This window comes from Brevibacillus sp. SYP-B805 (genome assembly GCF_011059135.1).
Classification (GTDB): Bacteria; Bacillota; Bacilli; order Brevibacillales; family Brevibacillaceae; genus Brevibacillus_F.
This window is the reverse complement of record NZ_JAALGD010000010.1, coordinates 49,736-69,126: the sequence shown is the minus strand read 5'-3', so window position 1 is coordinate 69,126 and position 19,391 is coordinate 49,736. Positions and strand designations below refer to the sequence as shown.

Here is a 19,391-nt window from a genome sequence, read left to right as displayed (position 1 = left end):
CTGTTCTCTTGCTCTTCATGCCAGAATGATCTCTTTCAACGCCCGGACAAATGCTTCCACTTCCTCCGGACGGCCAATCGAAACGCGCAGAGAGGTCGTCAGCCCGTAGCCGGACAGGTTTCGCACAATCACGCCCCGTTCGGCCAGCCGGTCGAAGAGGGCGCTGCTGTCTCGACCCGTATCCACGCAGACGAAATTTGCCTGGCTCGGCAGATACTTCATGCCCAGCTCTTCAAATGTTGCATACATCAGCTGCTTGCCCACCGCGTTGATCCTTCGGGACTCCGCCCGGTGTTCCTCGTCATCGAGGCTGGCGAGCGCCCCTGCCTGGGCCACGCCGTTTACGTTGAATGGCGGCCGGACATGGTTGACCGCATCGACGACTTCGGCCTGTCCGATTCCGTAGCCGATACGGGCGCCCGCCATCGAATAGATCTTGGAGAACGTCCGGATGACAAACACGTTTTTATGCCGCTTCACATATTCCACGGAGGAGAGATACCCGTCCCCCTCTGCATACTCGTGATAGGCTTCGTCCACCACGACCAGCACATGTTCCGGAACCCGGTCAAGAAAAGCCTCCAGCTCGCGGGCAGGGATGACGGTCCCCGTCGGATTGTTGGGATTACACAAGAAAACGAGCTTCGTCCGGGGAGTGATCCGATCCAGAACCGCTTCCAGATCGATGCGGAGATCTTCCTTCATCGGCGCAAACACCGGCTTGGCTCCCATCAGATGCGTGGCTGCCAGATATTGCACGAATGTCACCTGCGGGATAATCACCTCGTCCGCAGGCTCCAAAAACGTTTGGGCAACCAGCAGGATCATCTCGTCCGCGCCGTTTGCCAGCATGATGTTCTCCGGCAGAACCCCTTCCACTTCGGCCAATCTTTTCAACAAGGATTCGCCATTTGAGCTGGGATACAGATTCAACTGGAGAAGGGCTTCCTGCATGGCCTCCAGGGCTTTGCGGGAAGGACCCAACGGATTTTCATTGAACGACAGCTTGTATACCTTATCCAGCCCCAGCACCTGCCTGATCTCTTCCACCGGCAGGTCTGCCAGCTGGCAGGTATAAGGCGTAAGGTTGGGGTACACCGTGCGTACCATTTTGTCTAGCTGCATGACTGCTTTACCCGCCTTCCGATTTGATCGGCCCCCTGGATGGCCTGCACCACCATGTCAGGCGTCACCGCAAAAGGCATGTTTCGCATATCCTCAATCTCGACCGTAACCTGGCCCAATCGCTCCCATTCTTCCGGGGAAAGAGCGACAATCCCCATGTCCTCCAGCGTGTAGGGCAGGTGAACCTTCTGATAGAAGGAGATCAGTTGGCGAATGGTCTCTTCGCTCCTGCCTTCCATGACAAGCTGGGCCAGAATGCCGAAGGCCACAATCTCTCCGTGATAGGTCTCATGCACTTCAGGGAAAATCGTCAGCCCGGAATAGATCGCGTGGGCCGCCGCTGTCCGGCAATCATCCCCGCCATAGCCGCTGACGGTTCCGCTCAACAGGATGATGCTGTCGATCACATCGTCGACGGATGGGTCCACCTTTCCCTCTTTGACGGCGTCGATGGCGGCAGGCCCTTTTTCCAGCAGCAATCGATAGATCTCTTCCGCTAACGTGACCGCGCTTCGATTGAACGCCGTTGGTCGGGCCTTGCGCACAGACGCGGAGGATTCCACCCATTTCGCGAGCGTGTCGCCAATCCCGGCGGAGAGAAAACGATACGACGCGCGTCGAATCACATCCGTATCCACCAGAACCAGATCGGGGGCTTTGGAGCGATGGCTGATTTCGATAAAGGTGCCCTCGTCATCGTACAGGATGGAGATGGGCGTCGCCGCCGCGCAGGTGGCGGCAATAGTAGGAACCGCGACAACGGGAAGCTTGGCGGCAAAGGCTACCGCTTTGACCGTATCGATCGCCTTGCCGCCCCCGACGGCCACAAGCACCTGCGGGTTCCGCTCACGGACGACTGCGGTCAATCTGTCAATGTTTGTCCAAGAGCATTCGCCCCCGTACCAAACAGCACCCACCCGCTCCAGGCCGAATCGTGCCAGGCTCTCCTGAATGGTTGGTTCGATGACGGATAAGGCGGTCTTTCCTCCTATCAACAGCGCCTTTTCGCCAAACTCCTTGAGATAGGCGCCGATCTCTTTCAGCAGCTCCGCTTGCCGGACATATTTCGCCGGCCCGGGAACGGTATGCATTTTTACATCACCTGAAATTTCATTCACAAAAATGAATTAATATGCGATATTTTGTCATTCTATGACGGAAGCGGCCGTTTGTCAATACTTGCCGCCGGACGGCAATAATCACACCGCCCTTTCTTCCCATACGTATATCCAGAAAAATCGCAATATTGACGCCGCGTTTCTTTATTGTAATCTATTTTTGTCCGCTTGGATATATAAAAAACCCCGCCGACTTGAGCTAACGCTGTTGTCGGCGGGGGCCCCCAGCCTTTTTTCGTCAAGAATTATGCTTTAGGATCAATGAAACAGGGCGATGATTTTCCCCAGAATAATGCCTACGATACCAAAGTCCGCATCGCCAAATGTCGTTCCTTCAAACCCAAGGGAACCCAGGACCGGCAGCAGCATGGCCGGCAAAAAGCTGATCAGCAGGCCGTTCACAAACGAGCCGGCAATGGCGCCACGTCGTCCGCCCGTCGCGTTTCCAAAGACGCCGGCTGCCGCACCGGTGAAGAAGTGGGGGACGAGCCCAGGCACAATCACTTTCAGGCCAAATACCGGCAGCAGGAACATGGAAACAAGGCCGGCTGCAAAGCTGGCGAAAAACCCGATGACGACGGCATTGGACGCGAACGGGAACACCGTCGGGCAATCCAGCGCCGGAATGGCATTGGGCACAACCTTGTCGGCAATCCCTTTAAAGGCCGGCACAATCTCCGCCAGCAGAATCCGTACCCCCGCCAGGACAATGTAGACACCGGCCGCAAAGGTAATCGCTTGCAAAATCGCATACACCAGATAATTTTGACCGCCGCTTAACTTTTCCTCCACAAAGGACGGCCCGGCCGCAAGCGCAACCACGATGAACAGGATGGACATCGTCAGCGAGACGGAAACCGATGTATCACGCAAAAAGCCCAATGATTTCGGCACTTTGATCTCTTCCGTCGATTTTTCCGGATTCCCGATGACTTTGCCGACAAATCCGGCCACCAGGTAGCCGAACGAACCGAAATGGCCCATGGCAATATCATTGGTACCCGTGATTTTGCGCATATAGGGCTGCAGCATGGCCGGAGACAGCACCATCAACGCCCCCAGGATGAGGGAACCAACCAGCACCAGCGGGAAGCCCTTCACGCCGCCTGTCGATAAAATCACCGCAATCATGCACGCCATAAACATCGTATGATGGCCCGTTAAGAAAATATACTTGAATGGCGTAAAGCGGGCCAGCAAGAGGTTGACGATCATACCGAACAGCATGATCATGGCGGTTTCCGCACCAAATGTTTGCTGAGCCAGCGCTACAATGGCTTCATTGTTGGGGATGACCCCCTGGATGTGGAACGCCTGGTCAAACATGTTCCCGAACGCGCCCAGCGCGCCAACCAGAATGCCGGCACCCGCTCCCAGGATCAAAAAGCCCATGATGGTTTTCAAGGTACCGGAGACGACATCAGCCGCACTTTTCCGCTGCAGCAGCAGCCCGATTAACGCGAACAACCCTACCAGGATGGATGGCGTGCCCAGTATGTCTTTCATGATGAGATCGAGCATGGTTGATCACCCTTTCGTGAAGTATTGTTGCAGGGCTTCCTTGATCTCTTGCTGGTTCAAAATGTTCTGCAGGCCGATCACGCACCGTTTGCCATCTTCCAGTTGGCCCACGATGTCTTTGGAGCCCAGATAGATGTCTGCCTGCTCCGTTTTGCTGGTGGCCAGATCGGTATGCGACACTTCCGCCTGTACCCCCATCTCCGCCAGAATCTTTTTCACATTCATTTCCACGATGAAACTGCTGCCCAAGCCGTTTCCGCATACCACCAAAATCTTCGTCATGCTTCATTCCTCCTATTGTTTGGAATAGGTTGCAATTAAGTGTTGGATGGTTTCCTTCTCATCGGCCGCGATCAGCCGGTCGATATTGTTGTCATCGGAGAGCATCATCGACAGCTGGGACAATGCTTTCAGGTGCGTCTCATTATCCACGGCGGCCAGCACAATGATCAGCTGCGCTTCCCGATCCAGCTCCTCCGAGAAGGAGACGGGCTTCTTCAGCCGAAGCAAACTCATCCCGATCCGGTTCACCCCTTGTTCCGGTCTGGCATGGGGCAGCGCCACTTTGGGAGCGATGACCACATAGGGTCCGTTCTCTTCCACATTCCGAATCATCGCCTGTACATACTCTTCCGTAATCGACCTGTTCTCCAACAAAGGTTCGGCAGCTACCCGAATGGCTTCTTTCCAATCGCTTACCTGGTCCTTCAGTTGTATGCATTCGTCGCGCAACAGCTCGTCTAACACCGGTTTTCGCTCCCTCCTGACATGCTTCTCGGTCCGTTGTTGCTGCAGTGCCTGCTTGATTTCCTCAAGCAGCTGAGCTTCGTTTTTGAGCGCCGTATATTTCTTCACAATGTCCACAATGGTTTGCGCCGTGATCGTGGCAGGAGCGTTTTGGGAAATCGCATCCATCTCTTGTAGCAAATGAACTTTGTCGCGATCCGTTAGTATCGGTTGAACAAAGATGACCCGATGTCTGGGGTTCTCAATGTTCGTCGTGGAAATAACCATATCCACATCTTCCTGAAACTGCTTGTATTGCCGAAGGGTAAGCGGTCCGATCAGATCAATATTGGAAAACAGTCCTTCCAATTGCTGGGCCAGAATGCGGGAGGTTCCCACCCCGTTGGCGCAAACCAGCAGGACGCGTTTGGGCGAACGAACGGTGACCCCCTGCCGGCGCATCCAGCCGCCGAAGTGAACGGTAATATACGCCAATTCGTCTTCGTTGACCGGCTTGCCCACCACCTGCTCCAGCGGCGCGATACATTTTTTGGTGAGTTCATAAATATCGCGATACTGCTGCTGGATCACCCCTGTTAACGGATTGGCGGCGTCCATGTTGTAAATCAGCCGATAATAGGCAGGTTGGAGATGAATGTACAGGTTCCGCTCCAACTCCTCCCGCTGGTCAAATGCCACACACGCCCTCATTTCAAAGAGATCCACCATTTTTTTGATGGCTTCCTGTAAAAAAGGCATTTCATTGTGCTGCATCGACGGGCCGAATTCGTTCACCTTGGCGCTTAGCAACAAGGTGGCCATGTAGCATTTTTCATGCTCCGGCAGCACGGTGTGCACGAGACGTTCCAGGGAGGTGATGACGCGATAATGCCGGGTCGTCTTCACGTGCTTGACCTGTCCTGGTGGAAAGCGGACAAGATGCCCCGCCATCACCCGTTTTACCGTAAACGAGAAGAGATAGCCCAACTGTTTGATCGCATCCTCGGCAAACTGCAGCTGCAGATGTTTTTCACACTCCGCCAGCCACTGATGAATGGTCTCGGGAAACGGAACTTCCCCATGCCCTTCCTGAAGAAGCTCATGCAGCAGCGGTTCATGCCCATTGTGAAGGAGGAACTGTGCATAATGGCTCCACACCTTGCGACTGACCATTTCATCCCCGACGATCTCATAGCCTTTCCCCTGCGAGTAAGACAAGGCCAGGCCGTACGGGTTCAGTTCCTCTTTGATCTGCCGGATATCAAGCAGGATCGTATTGCGGCTGGCACCCGTCTTCTCCATGCATTCGCGGGTGGTGATGCGTTCCTTGGTCACCAGCAGATACAGCAGCAAATACATCTGCCTCTCGCGTGCCCGCAGGGAGTGGACAACCGGTTTCGCTTCCCCGGTCATTTGCGCGATGGCTTGCCTGCTGGCTTCATCCAGGTAAAACCCTTTCGCATAGATGTACGGCACGGGCGGCAATCCCGCCTGTTTCAGCCAGTAGTTGATTTTGTCCATATCGTAGTACAGCGTTCTGCGCGAGATGGAAAAATGCTCCATCAGATCCTTGATCGACACGTAACGCCGGGATTGCACAAGAAACTGCAACATATGCATTGTTCTTTTGTCTAACATGGTGGCCACCTTTAGCACAAAATCATGCACAACTTGTTGCATCGAAGATCGAAGGCTGATCTTTCTATATGTCACTTTACTATAGATTATTGATGACAGTCAGACCGAATTCATCCAACCGGTTTGTGCAATGATTGGGCTCATAAACAAAAAGAGGCCCCTATTGGGGACCCGGGAAAATGGCGGTTTATCTGCTTTCCACTTCAACAGAGACGACATGCTTCACGGTCTTGAGCGATGCATACACATCGCTTGTGTAGACCTTCTCCGGTGCCAGTATGTACATTTCGAGCTTTTGGAGGCCGTTTTCGATATCTCTGACTTTCACCCGTTTGATCGCCATGCCGAGACGCTTGATCTCCTTAAAGATGCCATTGAGTTCTTCATTTGCCTGAACGGTGATTTTGACGCTCAATTCCCGTTTTCGCAACGAACTGGGCCCGATCAACCTGACCAAATAGGGAAGCGCGTTAATGGCTGCAAGGATCAGCACACTCGCCGTGATCGCTTCCACATAAAAGCCCGCCCCTACGGCTATCCCCAAACCGGAGGCAGCCCATACCATGGATGCTGTGGTTAACCCGGAAATGACGTCATTGTTTCTCCTCAAGATCACACCGGCACCAAGAAAACCAACACCGCTCACAATCTGGGCCGCCAACCGCATGGGATCCATATTGGTATGACCAAGTGAAGCGTACTGATGGACGGATTCGATGGATACCATCGTAATCAGGCAGCTTGCCACGGAAATGACCATGCTGGTCTTCACGCCCAACGGCTTGCTTTTCAACTGCCGATCGATCCCGATAAGAAGACCAAGCAACAAGGCTATACCCAGCTTATACAAAAAGTCATAGGCCATTGTCTCGTCCTCTCCCCATATGAACTTATTGTTTCACTATACCAAGGATTCAGCCGTTTGCAACCGAAATTGGAAAAACTTGTGTCAGAGACCTCCAGCACGTTCCATGGCCATAAAAAACAGGCTGTCGAGTTGGTTCTCTTCTACAGCCTGATTTCATCTTGATTGCAGCAAGCGCACGATATTTTCTACGGCACGCAGGAGGTTATCCGGTCCGCTGCGGATAGCTTCTTCCAGCGTGCATGGTTTCAGCGTGATGCTGTGTACGGACAGCAATCCTTGTTCATACATGCTCTCGTACCCGGAAGTCACTCCCCCGGCAAACGCAACCACAGGGACACCGGCCTTGCCCGCTCTTCTCACAATCCCTGCAATCACTTTTCCTTCCGGGGTCTGACTGTCAATTTTCCCTTCACCGGTAAACAGATAATGGACGCCGGCCAGCTTTTCCTCAAAGGAAAGAACGTCCAGCACCAAATCGATTCCGGGCTGCAGGGTTCCCCCGCACAGAAGCAGCGCCGCTCCAAGACCGCCGGCTGCACCCGCGCCAGGAACATCATGCAGCCTGTTGCCCGTCGCCCTTGCCATGACATCCGCAAAGCGGGCCAGATTGGCGTCCAATGCCGCTGCCATGTCGGGAGAAGCCCCTTTTTGCGGACCAAAGACCAGGCTTGCCCCTCTCGGACCGATCAGCGGATTGGTTACGTCGCAGGCGATTTTCAACGTAACGCGCTGCAGCCGGGGATCAAGACCGCTCAAATCCAATGCCGCGATATGTTCCAAGGCCCCTCCCCCATAGCCAAGGGGCTCCCCTTTTCCATCAAGGATGGCGGCCCCGAGCGCCTGCAGCATGCCGGCCCCTCCGTCATTCGTTGCGCTTCCCCCGATCGTCACGATCAATTGGTCAATCGGATGGTCAAGCGCCGCCTTGATCAGTTCGCCGGTGCCATAGGTGGTGGTATGCCACGGATTCCGTCTCGAGGGGGGGACCAGATGAAGCCCGCTTGCCTGCGCCATTTCGACGACAGCCGTCCGCCCGTCCCCCAGGATGGCATACCTGGCGGATACAGGTTCCCCGAGCGGCCCCGTCACCTCGGCATGGCAGGTTCGGCCGCCGGTTGCCTCGACCAATACGTCAAGCGTTCCTTCGCCGCCGTCCGCCACAGGCATGAGCACGACTTCCGCTGCGGGATCGACGCGCAGAACCGCTTGTTTCATGATCGCAGCCGCTTCTTGGGCGGTCATGGATTCTTTAAATGAATCAGGCGCCATCAGAAACTTCATGGGCATTCATTCGCTTTCCTTTCCTCATGTGGCGATGCGGTCTTGCTCGCCGGCCAACGCAATCGCTTCTTTACTGATATTCCTCCAAGGCCTGCTGCAGCGTTGCCTTGGTGTCAACCTTTTCCGTAAAGGCGATCCCCAATTCGATCATGGTGTTCGCGATCTCCGGTCGAATCCCTGTCACAATCGCTTTGCATCCGAGCAAACCAATTCCTTCTACGATGCGAAACAAATGCCCCACCACAGCCGTATCCATAAACGCGACACCTGACAAATCGATAATAATTTTTTGTATTTTCAGGCTGGCGATTTGATTTAATGTGCGTTCCTGAACTTTTTTCGCCCGATAGGTATCCAATGTGCCAACAATGGGCAGCACCGCCATCGAAGCGGATAAAGGAATGATGGGAACGGACAAATCATCAATCGTTTCACGATGGGAACGAAGCAGTTCATCCTTGTATTCGATGTAACTGGAAAAATAATGGAAAATATAATGGTCCAGGATAAAATTCGTTTTGATACCAAGCTGAAAAACGCCCTCCATATCAAGCCCAACATGCTTGTAATAGTTATGTAAAAAGTTCCAGTACACCTTGCGAAACGCCTGAAGCATTTCCAGTTTGATGACCAAAGGAACATCATTCTTGGCCCCAATCTTTCCGAGTTCCTTCGCGAGCATAACCAGTTCATGCTGCCGATCTTCCACCAGGAGTTTTGCCATTTTATCAAAAATGTCATGCAGATTGATTTTTTGCATGGAGTCATCCATCAATTGATTAATATCCTTCGTTTCGCCAGCAAATAACTCTTTAAAGCGATCCTGATTCAGCAAAAAATATTCTTTAAAACTTTGACCCTTGACATATTGCAGATCCAAATCAATCACTCCTATTTGTTCCCTAATTTCAGTTGGAAATTGAATGGTAAATGTCGTTCCGATTCCTTCTTTGCTTTTGACATCGATGGTGCCGCCATGTTGGTAGATGGTCGAAAACACCTGGGTTAGCCCCATGCCCGTGCCTTCATCTTTCGTTGTAAAGAAAGGGGTTCCAAGCAGTTGAAGCTTTTCTTTTGGTACACCGACCCCTGTGTCACAAATGACGACATAAACGAAGTCGCCTACACGGTATTGTTCGATGGTAATGATCCCTTTATCGGGAATGGCTTCGAATGCATTTTTCAAAAGATTAAAAAACGCTTTCTTTAACTGATTTCGTTTTCCATAGATGATCTCATCACTATTACGAAAATTCCTAACAATTTGAACCCGATAGATTTGATCCTGAAACAAATAAAGCAAAGACTCCAATTCTGAACAAAGATTAATGGCAATATAAGGCTCGTCTTCCAAGTCAGGCTTGGAAACTTGTAATAAATCTTGCAGCGTGGCGATGGCCTGATCCAGTTCTGAGCAAGCAATATCCAAATAACTATGGGAAACCTCTTCCTGCAGCAATTGTAAAAATCCTTTTACCGCTGTTAACGGGTTTCTCACTTCGTGTGCGATTCCCGCTGCTATTTGACCGATGGAAGCCAGGCGGCTTAATGTATTATCTGTTTGAGGTGCTTTTTTATTTTTTTCCTGCCCATTTGGTCGCAACGACTTTCGTTCCTCTCGTAGAAGTCTCAATCTGAAATTCATCCATCAATCTCTTCACACCGGACAATCCGAGTCCCAATCCACGCGACGACGATCGCTTTTTGCCATTTAATACTTCATCCACATTGAGGATTCCTGGCCCTTCATCCGTTACGATAAAACGTATTCCCTGGTCAATCAGTTCACAATAAAAAAGCCCTTTGCTGCAGGCGTGATCCAACACGTTTCGGGTTAACTCCGAAACACTCACAAAAATCTTCTGTTGATCCGACTCGGAAAATGGGAGCTGCTTCATAAAATGACGAACGATGCTTAGCGCAAAATAAATATCATCTTCTGAAGAGATATTCACTTTCTGAAAGATCATTGGCTCAGGAATCCCCCGCATCACAATCCTTATTTTTCCTTCTAAGTTTGATTATAGAGACTTTCTAAAATATAACAATAGGAATTAATGCATATTTCCCTTTGTTCTCTTGAAACCCTGCTCGCCGGAATCGGAAATGGAAGAGGATAGAGTCTGTACAGACGCACGGCTCTATCCTCCCGTTTCCATGTTCTAATTATGGTTCCAACTGTACTTATAATTTTTGTCTTCGACAGGATGGGCCTGCTTCACGACGCGTAAAGGTCGGAAGGTATCAATCATAACCGCTAACTCAACCGTTTCCTTTTTGCCAATGCTAGCCTCGATCGTGCCAGGGTGGGGGCCGTGTGGAATACCGGAGGGATGCAGCGTGATGGATCCCTCACTCACACCTTTGCGGCTCATAAAATTCCCTTTGACATAGTACAGCACTTCATCGCTATCAACATTGCTGTGATAGTAAGGGGTTGGAATCGCCTCCGGATGATAGTCATACAAACGAGGCACAAACGAGCAAATCACAAAGTTGTCTGCCTCAAACGTCTGATGAATCGGAGGCGGCATGTGGATTCGCCCGGTGATCGGCTCAAAATCGGCAATATTGAAGATCCAGGGATAGAGATAACCATCCCACCCTACTACATCCAATGGATGGTGGGGCAGAATATGGGAATGAAGATACTCTCTTGATTTCGTTCTGACTTCAAACTCACCCTTCTCGGTATGGGTTTCTAAAACTTCCGGTCCGCGTATATCCCTTTCACAAAACGGACTATGTTCAAGGAGCTGTCCATGATCATTCCGATACCGTTTCGGCGTGGTGATCCAGCTGCTTGACTCGATGACCAGGAATTTGGATTCGCCTGCATCAGGCAGGACACGATAAATCGTTCCGACCGGTATCACAATATAATCTCCGGGCCGGTAGGTAAGCGTTCCAAAAATCGTTTCGATTTTACCCGTCCCCACATGGACAAACAAAATCTCGTCGCCATCACCATTCCGATAAAAATACGCCATCTTCTCTGTCGGATTGACCACACCGATCCTGATGTCTTCATTCCCCAGCAAATACCGTCGGCCCGCTACCGCGTCGCCAGATTCGCTCAACTGATTGGTATGGAAGTGACGGTGGCAGAGATCCCCCTGCTCTTCATATTCAAGCCTGCAGTCGCCAATCAGCTCTGACTTCACTATTTGGGTAGGCGGGTTATGATGATATAAAATGGACTGAATTCCCGAAAATCCTTTGGTTCCCATCACCTGTTCCCTGTACAACGATCCATCCTGTTTGCGAAAGATGATGTGTCTTTTTCTGGGAATTTCCCCCATTTGGCGATAAAAAGGCATAAGCGATACTCCCCTTTCTTTTTAAGGATTTGTACGAATTGCCGGCAATACGCGCCCTGTTACTTCACCAAACCCAATCCGATATCCGTCTCCCTGGCACCATCCCGTCATCGTAACCCGATCCCCGTCCTCCAACCAGACGCGCTGTTCCTGATTGGCGAGATGAAGGGGTTCCGCTCCGCGCCAGGTTAACTCTAACAGACAGCCTCTCGTTTCCTTTTCCGGTCCGCTGATCGTGCCGGACGCAATCAGATCGCCTGGGCGAAGGTTGCAGCCCCCTACCGTATGATGGGCAATCTGCTGCGCCATGCTCCAATAGAGATAACGGAAATTGGTGGTGCAGATCCGCTGTGGTTCACCCATCTTCTCGCCTTGGAGATCGACAGCAAGATGTATATCAAACGAACGTGCTCCCGATTGTCTGAGATAGGGCAGCGGCTCAGGATCCTGCGGCGGGCCTTGGACTCGAAACGGCTGCAAAGCATCAAGCGGCACGACCCATGGCGAGATGGAGGTGGCAAAGTTCTTCGCCAGAAATGGACCCAGCGGCTGGTATTCCCAAGCCTGTATATCGCGCGCACTCCAGTCATTCACGAGGACAAGTCCAAAAATATGATCTTCTGCATGCTCGATGGAAATCGGTTCACCGGACGCGTTGCCAGGACCGACAAACCACCCGACCTCCAGTTCAAAATCAAGCTGTTGACATGGACCAAAAACAGGTGCGGTTTGCTCCAGCAGCTTCATCTGGCCATTGGGGCGGCGCACATCCGTACCGCTGACGACGATTGAGCTCGCCCGCCCGTGATAGCCAACCGGCAAGTTGACCCAGTTTGGCATCAGAGCATTTTCTTTTCCCCGAAAGATGATGCCCACGTTCGTTGCATGGTGTTTGGATGCGTAAAAATCCGTGTAATCGCCGATCTGTGCCGGAAGGAGCATCTCTACCTCGCTTTGCGGTATCAATGCTGCCTCACGAAGAGCGTGGTTGTCCCGCAAGGTTGGCTCCTCGGCACTGAGCAGGCGCCGTATAATGGCACGCGCCTCCCGCCAGGCAGGTTTCCCTAACGCCATGAACGCATTGAGCGAAGACTGATTGAAAATCTTCTTGCCCGCCAAGGAGCTGTGAAGAAAGTGTCCACTCTCTTCCAGTACGGACAAATCCAGCACATAGTCTCCGATCGCTACGCCGATTCGAGGAGCCCCGCCCTTGCGAGGACGAAATACACCATAAGGCAGGTTTTGAATGGGAAAGTGGGAAGTGGGCGCCACCTCAATAAATGAGCGTTCCATCTCCTTATCCTCCTCCAGGTGTGAAAATCTTTAACGCTATAAGGTCATCACGCGGTTCATCAAAGCTGCACGTGCCATAGGAACGCAACGCGGTTGAGCGAAGCCGCGCTATCTCTTCTGCGGAAATGCTGTAAGCCTTCCAGGCAAGCCGGTCATTTGCGAAAGAGAAACCGGACGGTGATTCCTCACTGAGAATCTCCTCTGTCATTGACTGGGTTAAGTTCTCTGTGTGCGCCAGCAAACCCGCGGTATAAACGTTGAGGAAGCCGTGCATCCGTGTCCCTACTTCATCCCGATACATGCGAACAGGATGGTGCAGTCCCGCTGTGAATTTGATGGGAATGTTGCGATCGCGACAGCCGACGAGTACAGCGGCCACCTGAGCAGGTGTTGGAAAGGCAGCTGCTGTGAGACCACCGGTACGCAGCTTGATGCCAAGCGTCGTTCCTTTGCTGACATTATGCTCAGACACTGCCTCAAGTGTTGCTGCCATCTCGTTCTGCCAATCTCCCTCCAAAGGGACGGTGACTTCCAGGAATACCTCCATGCCCTTCTTGCTCACTGACGCCGAGATCGCTTCCAATAACGCAGGATCAGGTGCAGAAGGCGGCAGCGGCAGTTCGAGCACCCCAACGTCTACGGCAGCACCATGTCGTTCACAAAAAGAATCGATAAGCGCAAGATCGGCACGTAACCCTTCGAGACAGCTTGCCGCATCTGCGCTCCTACGCCCCAAAACTGCACATGTCAGGCGATTATTCTTGGAAAATAACGATATATACGGGTCCAGTTCGTTTAACCGTGAAGCCGGAATGATAAAGCGCCCCAGCATCCAAGCATCCTGGCTCAACCGATAGGCAGCATAGTTTTGAATGGAAGTCTCCAGCGGAAGTTTCGCGGGCGGAAACAGCCCTGCATAATCGAACAAGTTAGCGAAAAAAGCCCGCAAACTACTATGCTGCATTGGATTCACTCCTTTCCCCGACACGCGAATGGATGATCAACTTCTCACGAGTGGCTTTAGGCACTGATGCATGGTTACCAACTCATCTGCAAGATGCCGTATACGCTCCCATACTTCTCCATCAATGATCTCATTCGCGGAATTGAAATGATCGGTGTGGGCATACACATAGCTCGGGGCGACAAAAGCCCGAAAATAACCGGCAATCGGCTTGATTTGATTCTCAATGACAAGGTAATGCTGATACGTTCCACCATTGGCGACAAACCCCATTACCTTGTGACGGAATACCCATGGCGGCACCAAATCGAACACATTCTTCAAAGGAGCAGGCATGGAACCATTGAAGATCGGGAAACCGATCAGATACAGGTCAGCCTGAGATACCGACTCGATAACTTTCCTTGTGTCTTCGTTATATTGAGCGGGATTTCTTCCGTCGCAAAACTGAAGATCATGTCCGCGCAGATCCAACATCTCCACTTCAACTTCGGGGTACTTTTCTTTCACTTGCGCAAGAACAGATTCAACCAGCACGGCCGTTTTCGCCCCCAAAAGGGTGCCGGAGATTCCAAGCAGCTTCATAGTTATTCACTCCTACCGTTATTGGACGAACGTTTCTTTTTTGCTCTGATCCTGAAAAGCGGGCATAACTTCACGAGACACAAGCTCCATGGAGGCAAGCACTTTTTCGTGAGGCAATCCTCCAAAATTCATCAACATCATGATGTGATCGCAACCAATTTCCTCATATTTCTTCAACATGCGGATCACATCGTCCGGTGTACCGACGAGCAACTGCTCGCGCGCTTCCAGGTCTTCAAACTGGGCTCCCTTTCCGTATTGCCGGGTTTCCAGATACAAATTCAAATGCGGTTTGGCGATCCGCACCGCTTCCTCTCTCGTCTCCGCAACATAGGTATGAAGCGCCAGCGGGATGTTGATTTTTCGTTCATCATGTCCGGCCTCACGATACGCCTTTTTATAGTCGTCAATAACTTGTTTCAGTTCCGCTAATGAATTGCTGGCTACATACGGAACGCCCATGATGCTGTACCCCATTTTTCCGACAAACTGGGCTCCGCGGGAACTAAGGGTGCCGATCCAGATGGGTACTTGCTTTTGTTTGGGGATCACTTGCAACTGAACATCCGTAAATTGGAAAAATTCTCCTTCATGCGAAAACTTTTCACCGGTCCACGCTTTTTCAATGACAGCCAGCGCATCATTGAAACGGAACACCTTCTCTTTGCCATCCACCTTGAATCCGGCAAATTCATGCGGCAAATACCCGCTTCCCAACCCCAGATTCAGGCGCCCATTGCTCAGCACATCCAGCAATGCATAATCTTCTGCAATTCGAATGGGGTTGTGGAAAGGGAGTGTGACAATCGATACGCCCAAACGAATGTTTTTGGTCCGCTGTGCGGCTGCAGTAAGTAAAATTTGCGGTGACGTAAGGATACCGTACTCACTGAAATGATGTTCCGCATACCATACCGATTCATAACCCAATCGATCGGCAACTTCGGTTTGCTCGAGCACTTCATGAAGCAGCTGATTCGGTGTGCGGTCGAACTTTGCTTTGTAGTTGTCAAATACTGTAAACAAACCAAATTTCATGATCATAACCTCCTAATATTTGAAAATGTGTTAACAAAAATGAAACCAGCGCACCAAATAACCTGTCAGGGTCCATTTGGTGGCTGGTTGAAATCTACTAAACGAGAAGAAGGTCCGCTTCTTCCCCATAGATAACCCAGCAATCGGCTAATTCATTTCACAATAGCGATCATATGCCTGCTGCATGGCGTAGATGAGAGCCCCCTGGCCAGGGATCAGCATCGAAGCGCGGATCTTCTCCTTGGCTTCATCGATACCGTTCTTGATGCTGATCCCCCGCAGCTGTTGACTGATAAATTCATTCGTTTTGTCCATCACGAAAGAGAAGGAGATATCCTGGATGGTTTCATCATCGTTGTTAATAATCATCACACAGCTAATGATTTTATAGACTTCATACAGCGTGGTTCCTTTGGGAAATTCCGCAAAACCCGCAACCAGAACGGTGTTCACCGACACCTGTGACCACCCCCTTTTCCTAATGCCCTCTGAGATAAGCCAACTGAATGCGTTCATCGTGCATCAATTGATCCGGATCTCCCTCCAGTTTGATCCTGCCATTTTCCAAAACATAGACATAGTCCGCGATCTTCATGGCTGCTCGAGCGTTTTGTTCAACCAACAGGATGGTCATCCCCATCTTTTTCAATTGATAGAGTTTGTCGAAGATTTCTTCGACGATCATCGGTGCAAGCCCTAAGGACGGTTCATCCAGCATCAGCACGTCGGGACGAGACATAAGCCCCCTGGCGATTGCCAGCATCTGCTGTTCCCCTCCGCTAAGCGTACCAGACAGTTGTTTGCGTCTCTCCTTCAGGCGCGGAAACATTTCATACATGTTTTCGATGTCTTCCGCAATCCGCTTTTTCCCTTCCCGGCTGGCGTATGCCCCCAAACGCAAGCTCTCCTCAACCGTCAGCTCAGGAAACATGCCTCTGCGTTCCGGCACCAGGTTGATCCCCTGTCTGGCGAGCTTCTCTGCCGGGAGCTGTGTAATGTTCTGCTTCTGGAAGGTAATCCTTCCTTCCTTGGGGGGATAGAGTCCGGCAATGGTGCCGAGCAGCGTGGATTTTCCTGCCCCGTTCGCCCCAATGATAACGGCAAGCTCACCTTTGTTTACTTTCAGGCTCGCTCCCTTGAGGGCATGGATTCCTCCGCGGAAAGTATGCAGATCCTCCACCTGCAGGACAGGTTCCTCATTCCCGCTGCGATGCTTTCTTTCGTAGTTTTTTTCTACATCCCGACCGAGGTAGGCTTCAATTACCCGCTGGTTTTGGCTAATTTCTTCGGGTGTGCCTTCCGCAATCTTGCTGCCGAACTCAAGCACGATAATCTTGTCGGAAATCTCCATCACGGTTGAAAGGTCATGTTCAATGAGGAAAATGCTCAGTCCCTCCGCTTTCAGGCGGCGGATCAGATCCACCATCCTCGCTACTTCCTCACGACTCATCCCGGCCATCGGTTCGTCCAGGAGCAACAGCTTCGGCTCAAGGGCCAAGGCGCGTGCCACTTCCAAAAGGCGCTGCTCCCCAAAGGACAAATCCTTGGCAGGATGATCGGCCAGATGGGAGAGGCCAACCAAACCCAGTTTTTCCATGGCGAGCTTTCTTGCCTCTTCCTCCCGCGCTCGCGCGGAAGCAAACTTCAGCATGGAGGCAAGAATATGCGGTCTGCGCGTAATCGCAAGAGATACCATGACATTCTCAAGGACACTCATATTATGGAAAATCTGCAGATTCTGGAATGTGCGCGCAATGCCCATAGTCGCAATCTGATTGGGCTTCATCCTATGAATCTTCCGCCCTTGGAACCTCACTTCTCCTGAATCAGGTGTATACGCTCCCGTAATACAGTTGAATGCGGATGTTTTGCCGGCTCCGTTCGGTCCAATCAGCGAAACAACACGGCCTGGCTCTATCTGAAAGGAATTGTCATTGACCGCTACCACGCCGCCAAAACTCTTCGTTACTCTTTCAAATTCAAGAAGCCCTGCGCTCATGCCGTTTTCCCTCTCCATCTGGCTTTGACTTTCTGATACATGCCGATGATCCCTTCCGGCATGTAAATCATCATGATCACCATCAATAACCCGAAGAAAATAACCTCAATGGGTCCTCCCGAACTGGAGGGTCCCATCAACAGCGGCACATATTCCCTCAGCAATTCGACCAGGAGGGTAACGACCATAACCCCTACCATCGCTCCCCAGATGGAACCCAAGCCACCCAGGACAGCCATCAGCACAAATTTGATCGACATATCGAAGTTAAAGACGGCTGGGCTGATAAAGCTCATGTAACAGGCGTAAAGACCTCCACCCAGTCCCGCAAACATCCCGCTGATAACAAAGGCTTGCAGGCGGTAACGCCCCGTATCGATTCCCATCGCTTCTGAAGCGGCCTGACTCGCATGCATCGAACGAAGATTTCGTCCCCATGCGGAATTGACCAGATTATTGCAGAGAACCAGCGAGATCATGGCCAGAATCCACACAAACACAAACCATGCTGCATCTCCCGATATCGACATGCTGCCGAGCTGCAATCCGGGAATTCCGATGAGACCAGATGATCCCCCGGTATACTCGCTCTCCTCAATGAGGATGATATTGATGACGATGCCAAATCCAAGCGTGGCCAGGGAAAAATAGTGCCCCTGGAGATTTCTCGTAATCCAGCCCAGGCCGAACGCAACCGCCCCTGCAATGATGATCGCAAACGGTATACCTAGCAAGGGGTCGATCCCCAGATGGAGGGCTCCGATCCCTGTCACATAGGCCCCTATTCCCCAAAATGTTGCCCCAGCAAGGGATACCAGCCCAGCATACCCCATCAGCAGCGTAATCCCCACCGTTGTGATGCAGTAGATTCCCATGATCACAAATACGCTGGTCAGGTAACTGCCCAGAAGAAAGGGCGCTCCAAACAGGATCGGAAGCAGGAGGAGAAGTCCTAGCCACGTCTTGCTTCGAAAACGTATCGAAAACTTCGACTTGGTTTGTTCCAGCATTTTTTCCAGAATGACCCCTCCTTTCCTAAACCCGTTTTCCGGTTTTCTCCCCAATTAATCCTTGTGGTCGAAAAATTAGCATGATGATCAAAATCAAAAACGCGATTGCATCCTTATAACCGGAGGAAATCAGGCCAGCTCCAATCGACTCCAGAACCCCAAGCACCAGCCCTCCAATAACAGCCCCCGGAATACTGACGAGTCCGCCGAGCACAGCAGCCACGAAGCCTTTTAAGCCGATCATGAGACCCATGTCATAAGTAGCCAATGACACCGGGGCAACGGATACACCCACTACTCCGGCCAATCCAGCCCCCAGCATGAACGACAGTAGTGCCATGCGGTCCGGGGATATCCCCATTAATCGACTCACTTCCCGGTTCATCATGCAAGCGCGAAGCGCCGAACCGATTGCTGTCCTTTCAAAAAAGATATAGAGACCCAACATACAGATCAGGGCAATTCCCCCGATAAAGAAATCCTGTCTGGGGATCACCCCGCCCATGAAGCTCACGGGCTCTCCTTCCATAAACGGGGGAAACGTGAGCGGGCTGCTTCCCCAAATCAGTTGGGCGAATCCGCGAAAGGTCGTAGAAACCCCGATGGTTATGATAATCAGGACAACATTGCTGCTGTACCGTGCAGGGTACAGCGCCAGGCGCTGCACGAAAGCTCCTGCCAAGGTTGCAGCCAGAATAGCTCCGATGCAGGCGATCCACAGGGGAGCACCGGCAGAAACCATGGCTGCCCCGGTCATCGCCGCCACCATCACAAATTCCCCCTGCGCAAAATTGATTACGCCGTTGACGTTATAGATGGTTACAAAGCCGACTGCTATCAGGGCATAGATTCCACCTACTGTTAAACCGGAAAATATAAGCTGGATCACATCCGAACTCATTTAT

General features: G+C 51.6%; 18 protein-coding genes and 1 pseudogene. All 19 read right to left on the bottom strand.

The annotated features are described in order from the left end of the window. Positions 1-15 precede the first annotated feature (15 nt). The gene (gene hisC, locus G3578_RS13340; RefSeq protein ID WP_165213452.1) at positions 16-1,125 is read right to left on the bottom strand and encodes a histidinol-phosphate transaminase; all 1,110 of its coding nucleotides are present in this window, start codon (positions 1,123-1,125) and stop codon (positions 16-18) included. Beyond that, a complete protein-coding gene (locus tag G3578_RS13335; RefSeq protein WP_165213451.1) occupies positions 1,116-2,216 on the bottom strand; it encodes an iron-containing alcohol dehydrogenase family protein in 1,101 nt (366 codons plus the stop codon). The genes hisC and G3578_RS13335 overlap by 10 nt, the downstream gene beginning before the upstream one ends. A gap of 285 nt (positions 2,217-2,501) precedes the next feature. Then, positions 2,502-3,764, bottom strand: a complete 1,263-nt coding sequence (locus tag G3578_RS13330; protein ID WP_165213450.1) for a PTS ascorbate transporter subunit IIC — start codon at positions 3,762-3,764, stop codon at positions 2,502-2,504. Between the two features lie 6 nt (positions 3,765-3,770). After that, positions 3,771-4,046 (bottom strand): PTS sugar transporter subunit IIB, encoded by a 276-nt coding sequence (locus tag G3578_RS13325; protein ID WP_165213449.1) that lies wholly within the window; start codon positions 4,044-4,046, stop codon positions 3,771-3,773. A 12-nt stretch (positions 4,047-4,058) separates the two neighbouring features. After that, positions 4,059-6,128: a BglG family transcription antiterminator gene (locus G3578_RS13320; protein WP_241254617.1), complete on the bottom strand. Its 2,070-nt coding sequence runs from the start codon at positions 6,126-6,128 to the stop codon at positions 4,059-4,061. Positions 6,129-6,315: 187 nt separating this feature from the next. After that, positions 6,316-6,993 carry an MgtC/SapB family protein gene (locus tag G3578_RS13315; protein ID WP_165213447.1) on the bottom strand — a complete coding sequence of 226 codons (678 nt, stop codon included), beginning with the start codon at positions 6,991-6,993 and terminating at the stop codon, positions 6,316-6,318. 156 nt (positions 6,994-7,149) lie between these two features. Further along, positions 7,150-8,277 (bottom strand): glycerate kinase family protein, encoded by a 1,128-nt coding sequence (locus G3578_RS13310; protein WP_165213534.1) that lies wholly within the window; start codon positions 8,275-8,277, stop codon positions 7,150-7,152. Between the two features lie 70 nt (positions 8,278-8,347). Beyond that, entirely contained in the window at positions 8,348-9,922 is a 1,575-nt protein-coding gene (locus tag G3578_RS13305) for an ATP-binding protein (protein WP_165213446.1), read from the bottom strand. After that, positions 9,852-10,247: an ATP-binding protein gene (locus G3578_RS13300; RefSeq protein WP_165213445.1), complete on the bottom strand. Its 396-nt coding sequence runs from the start codon at positions 10,245-10,247 to the stop codon at positions 9,852-9,854. Before G3578_RS13300 ends, G3578_RS13305 begins: the two co-directional genes overlap by 71 nt. Before the next feature lie 192 nt (positions 10,248-10,439). After that, positions 10,440-11,597, bottom strand: coding sequence for a homogentisate 1,2-dioxygenase (locus tag G3578_RS13295; RefSeq protein WP_165213444.1), 1,158 nt, complete (start codon positions 11,595-11,597; stop codon positions 10,440-10,442). A gap of 21 nt (positions 11,598-11,618) precedes the next feature. Beyond that, on the bottom strand, positions 11,619-12,890 hold the full coding sequence (gene fahA / locus G3578_RS13290; RefSeq protein WP_165213443.1) for a fumarylacetoacetase: 1,272 nt from the start codon (positions 12,888-12,890) through the stop codon (positions 11,619-11,621). A 4-nt stretch (positions 12,891-12,894) separates the two neighbouring features. Then, positions 12,895-13,854: a hypothetical protein gene (locus G3578_RS13285; RefSeq protein WP_165213442.1), complete on the bottom strand. Its 960-nt coding sequence runs from the start codon at positions 13,852-13,854 to the stop codon at positions 12,895-12,897. 36 nt (positions 13,855-13,890) lie between these two features. Further along, positions 13,891-14,439 (bottom strand): NADPH-dependent FMN reductase, encoded by a 549-nt coding sequence (locus G3578_RS13280; RefSeq protein WP_165213441.1) that lies wholly within the window; start codon positions 14,437-14,439, stop codon positions 13,891-13,893. An 18-nt stretch (positions 14,440-14,457) separates the two neighbouring features. After that, entirely contained in the window at positions 14,458-15,477 is a 1,020-nt protein-coding gene (locus G3578_RS13275; protein WP_165213440.1) for an LLM class flavin-dependent oxidoreductase, read from the bottom strand. A gap of 147 nt (positions 15,478-15,624) precedes the next feature. Then, entirely contained in the window at positions 15,625-15,936 is a 312-nt protein-coding gene (locus G3578_RS13270; RefSeq protein ID WP_165213439.1) for a DUF3870 domain-containing protein, read from the bottom strand. A 19-nt stretch (positions 15,937-15,955) separates the two neighbouring features. Continuing rightward, positions 15,956-16,663, bottom strand: a complete 708-nt coding sequence (locus G3578_RS20725) for an ABC transporter ATP-binding protein (RefSeq protein WP_206529680.1) — start codon at positions 16,661-16,663, stop codon at positions 15,956-15,958. Between the two features lie 57 nt (positions 16,664-16,720). Further along, a pseudogene (locus G3578_RS20720) lies at positions 16,721-17,476 on the bottom strand (ABC transporter ATP-binding protein); the annotation flags it as partial. Further along, complete coding sequence (locus G3578_RS13260; RefSeq protein WP_165213437.1) at positions 17,473-18,486, bottom strand: branched-chain amino acid ABC transporter permease; 1,014 nt, start codon at positions 18,484-18,486, stop codon at positions 17,473-17,475. The pseudogene G3578_RS20720 and the gene G3578_RS13260, both read right to left, overlap by 4 nt. A gap of 25 nt (positions 18,487-18,511) precedes the next feature. Continuing rightward, positions 18,512-19,387, bottom strand: a complete 876-nt coding sequence (locus tag G3578_RS13255; RefSeq protein ID WP_165213436.1) for a branched-chain amino acid ABC transporter permease — start codon at positions 19,385-19,387, stop codon at positions 18,512-18,514. Positions 19,388-19,391: the final 4 nt, after the last annotated feature.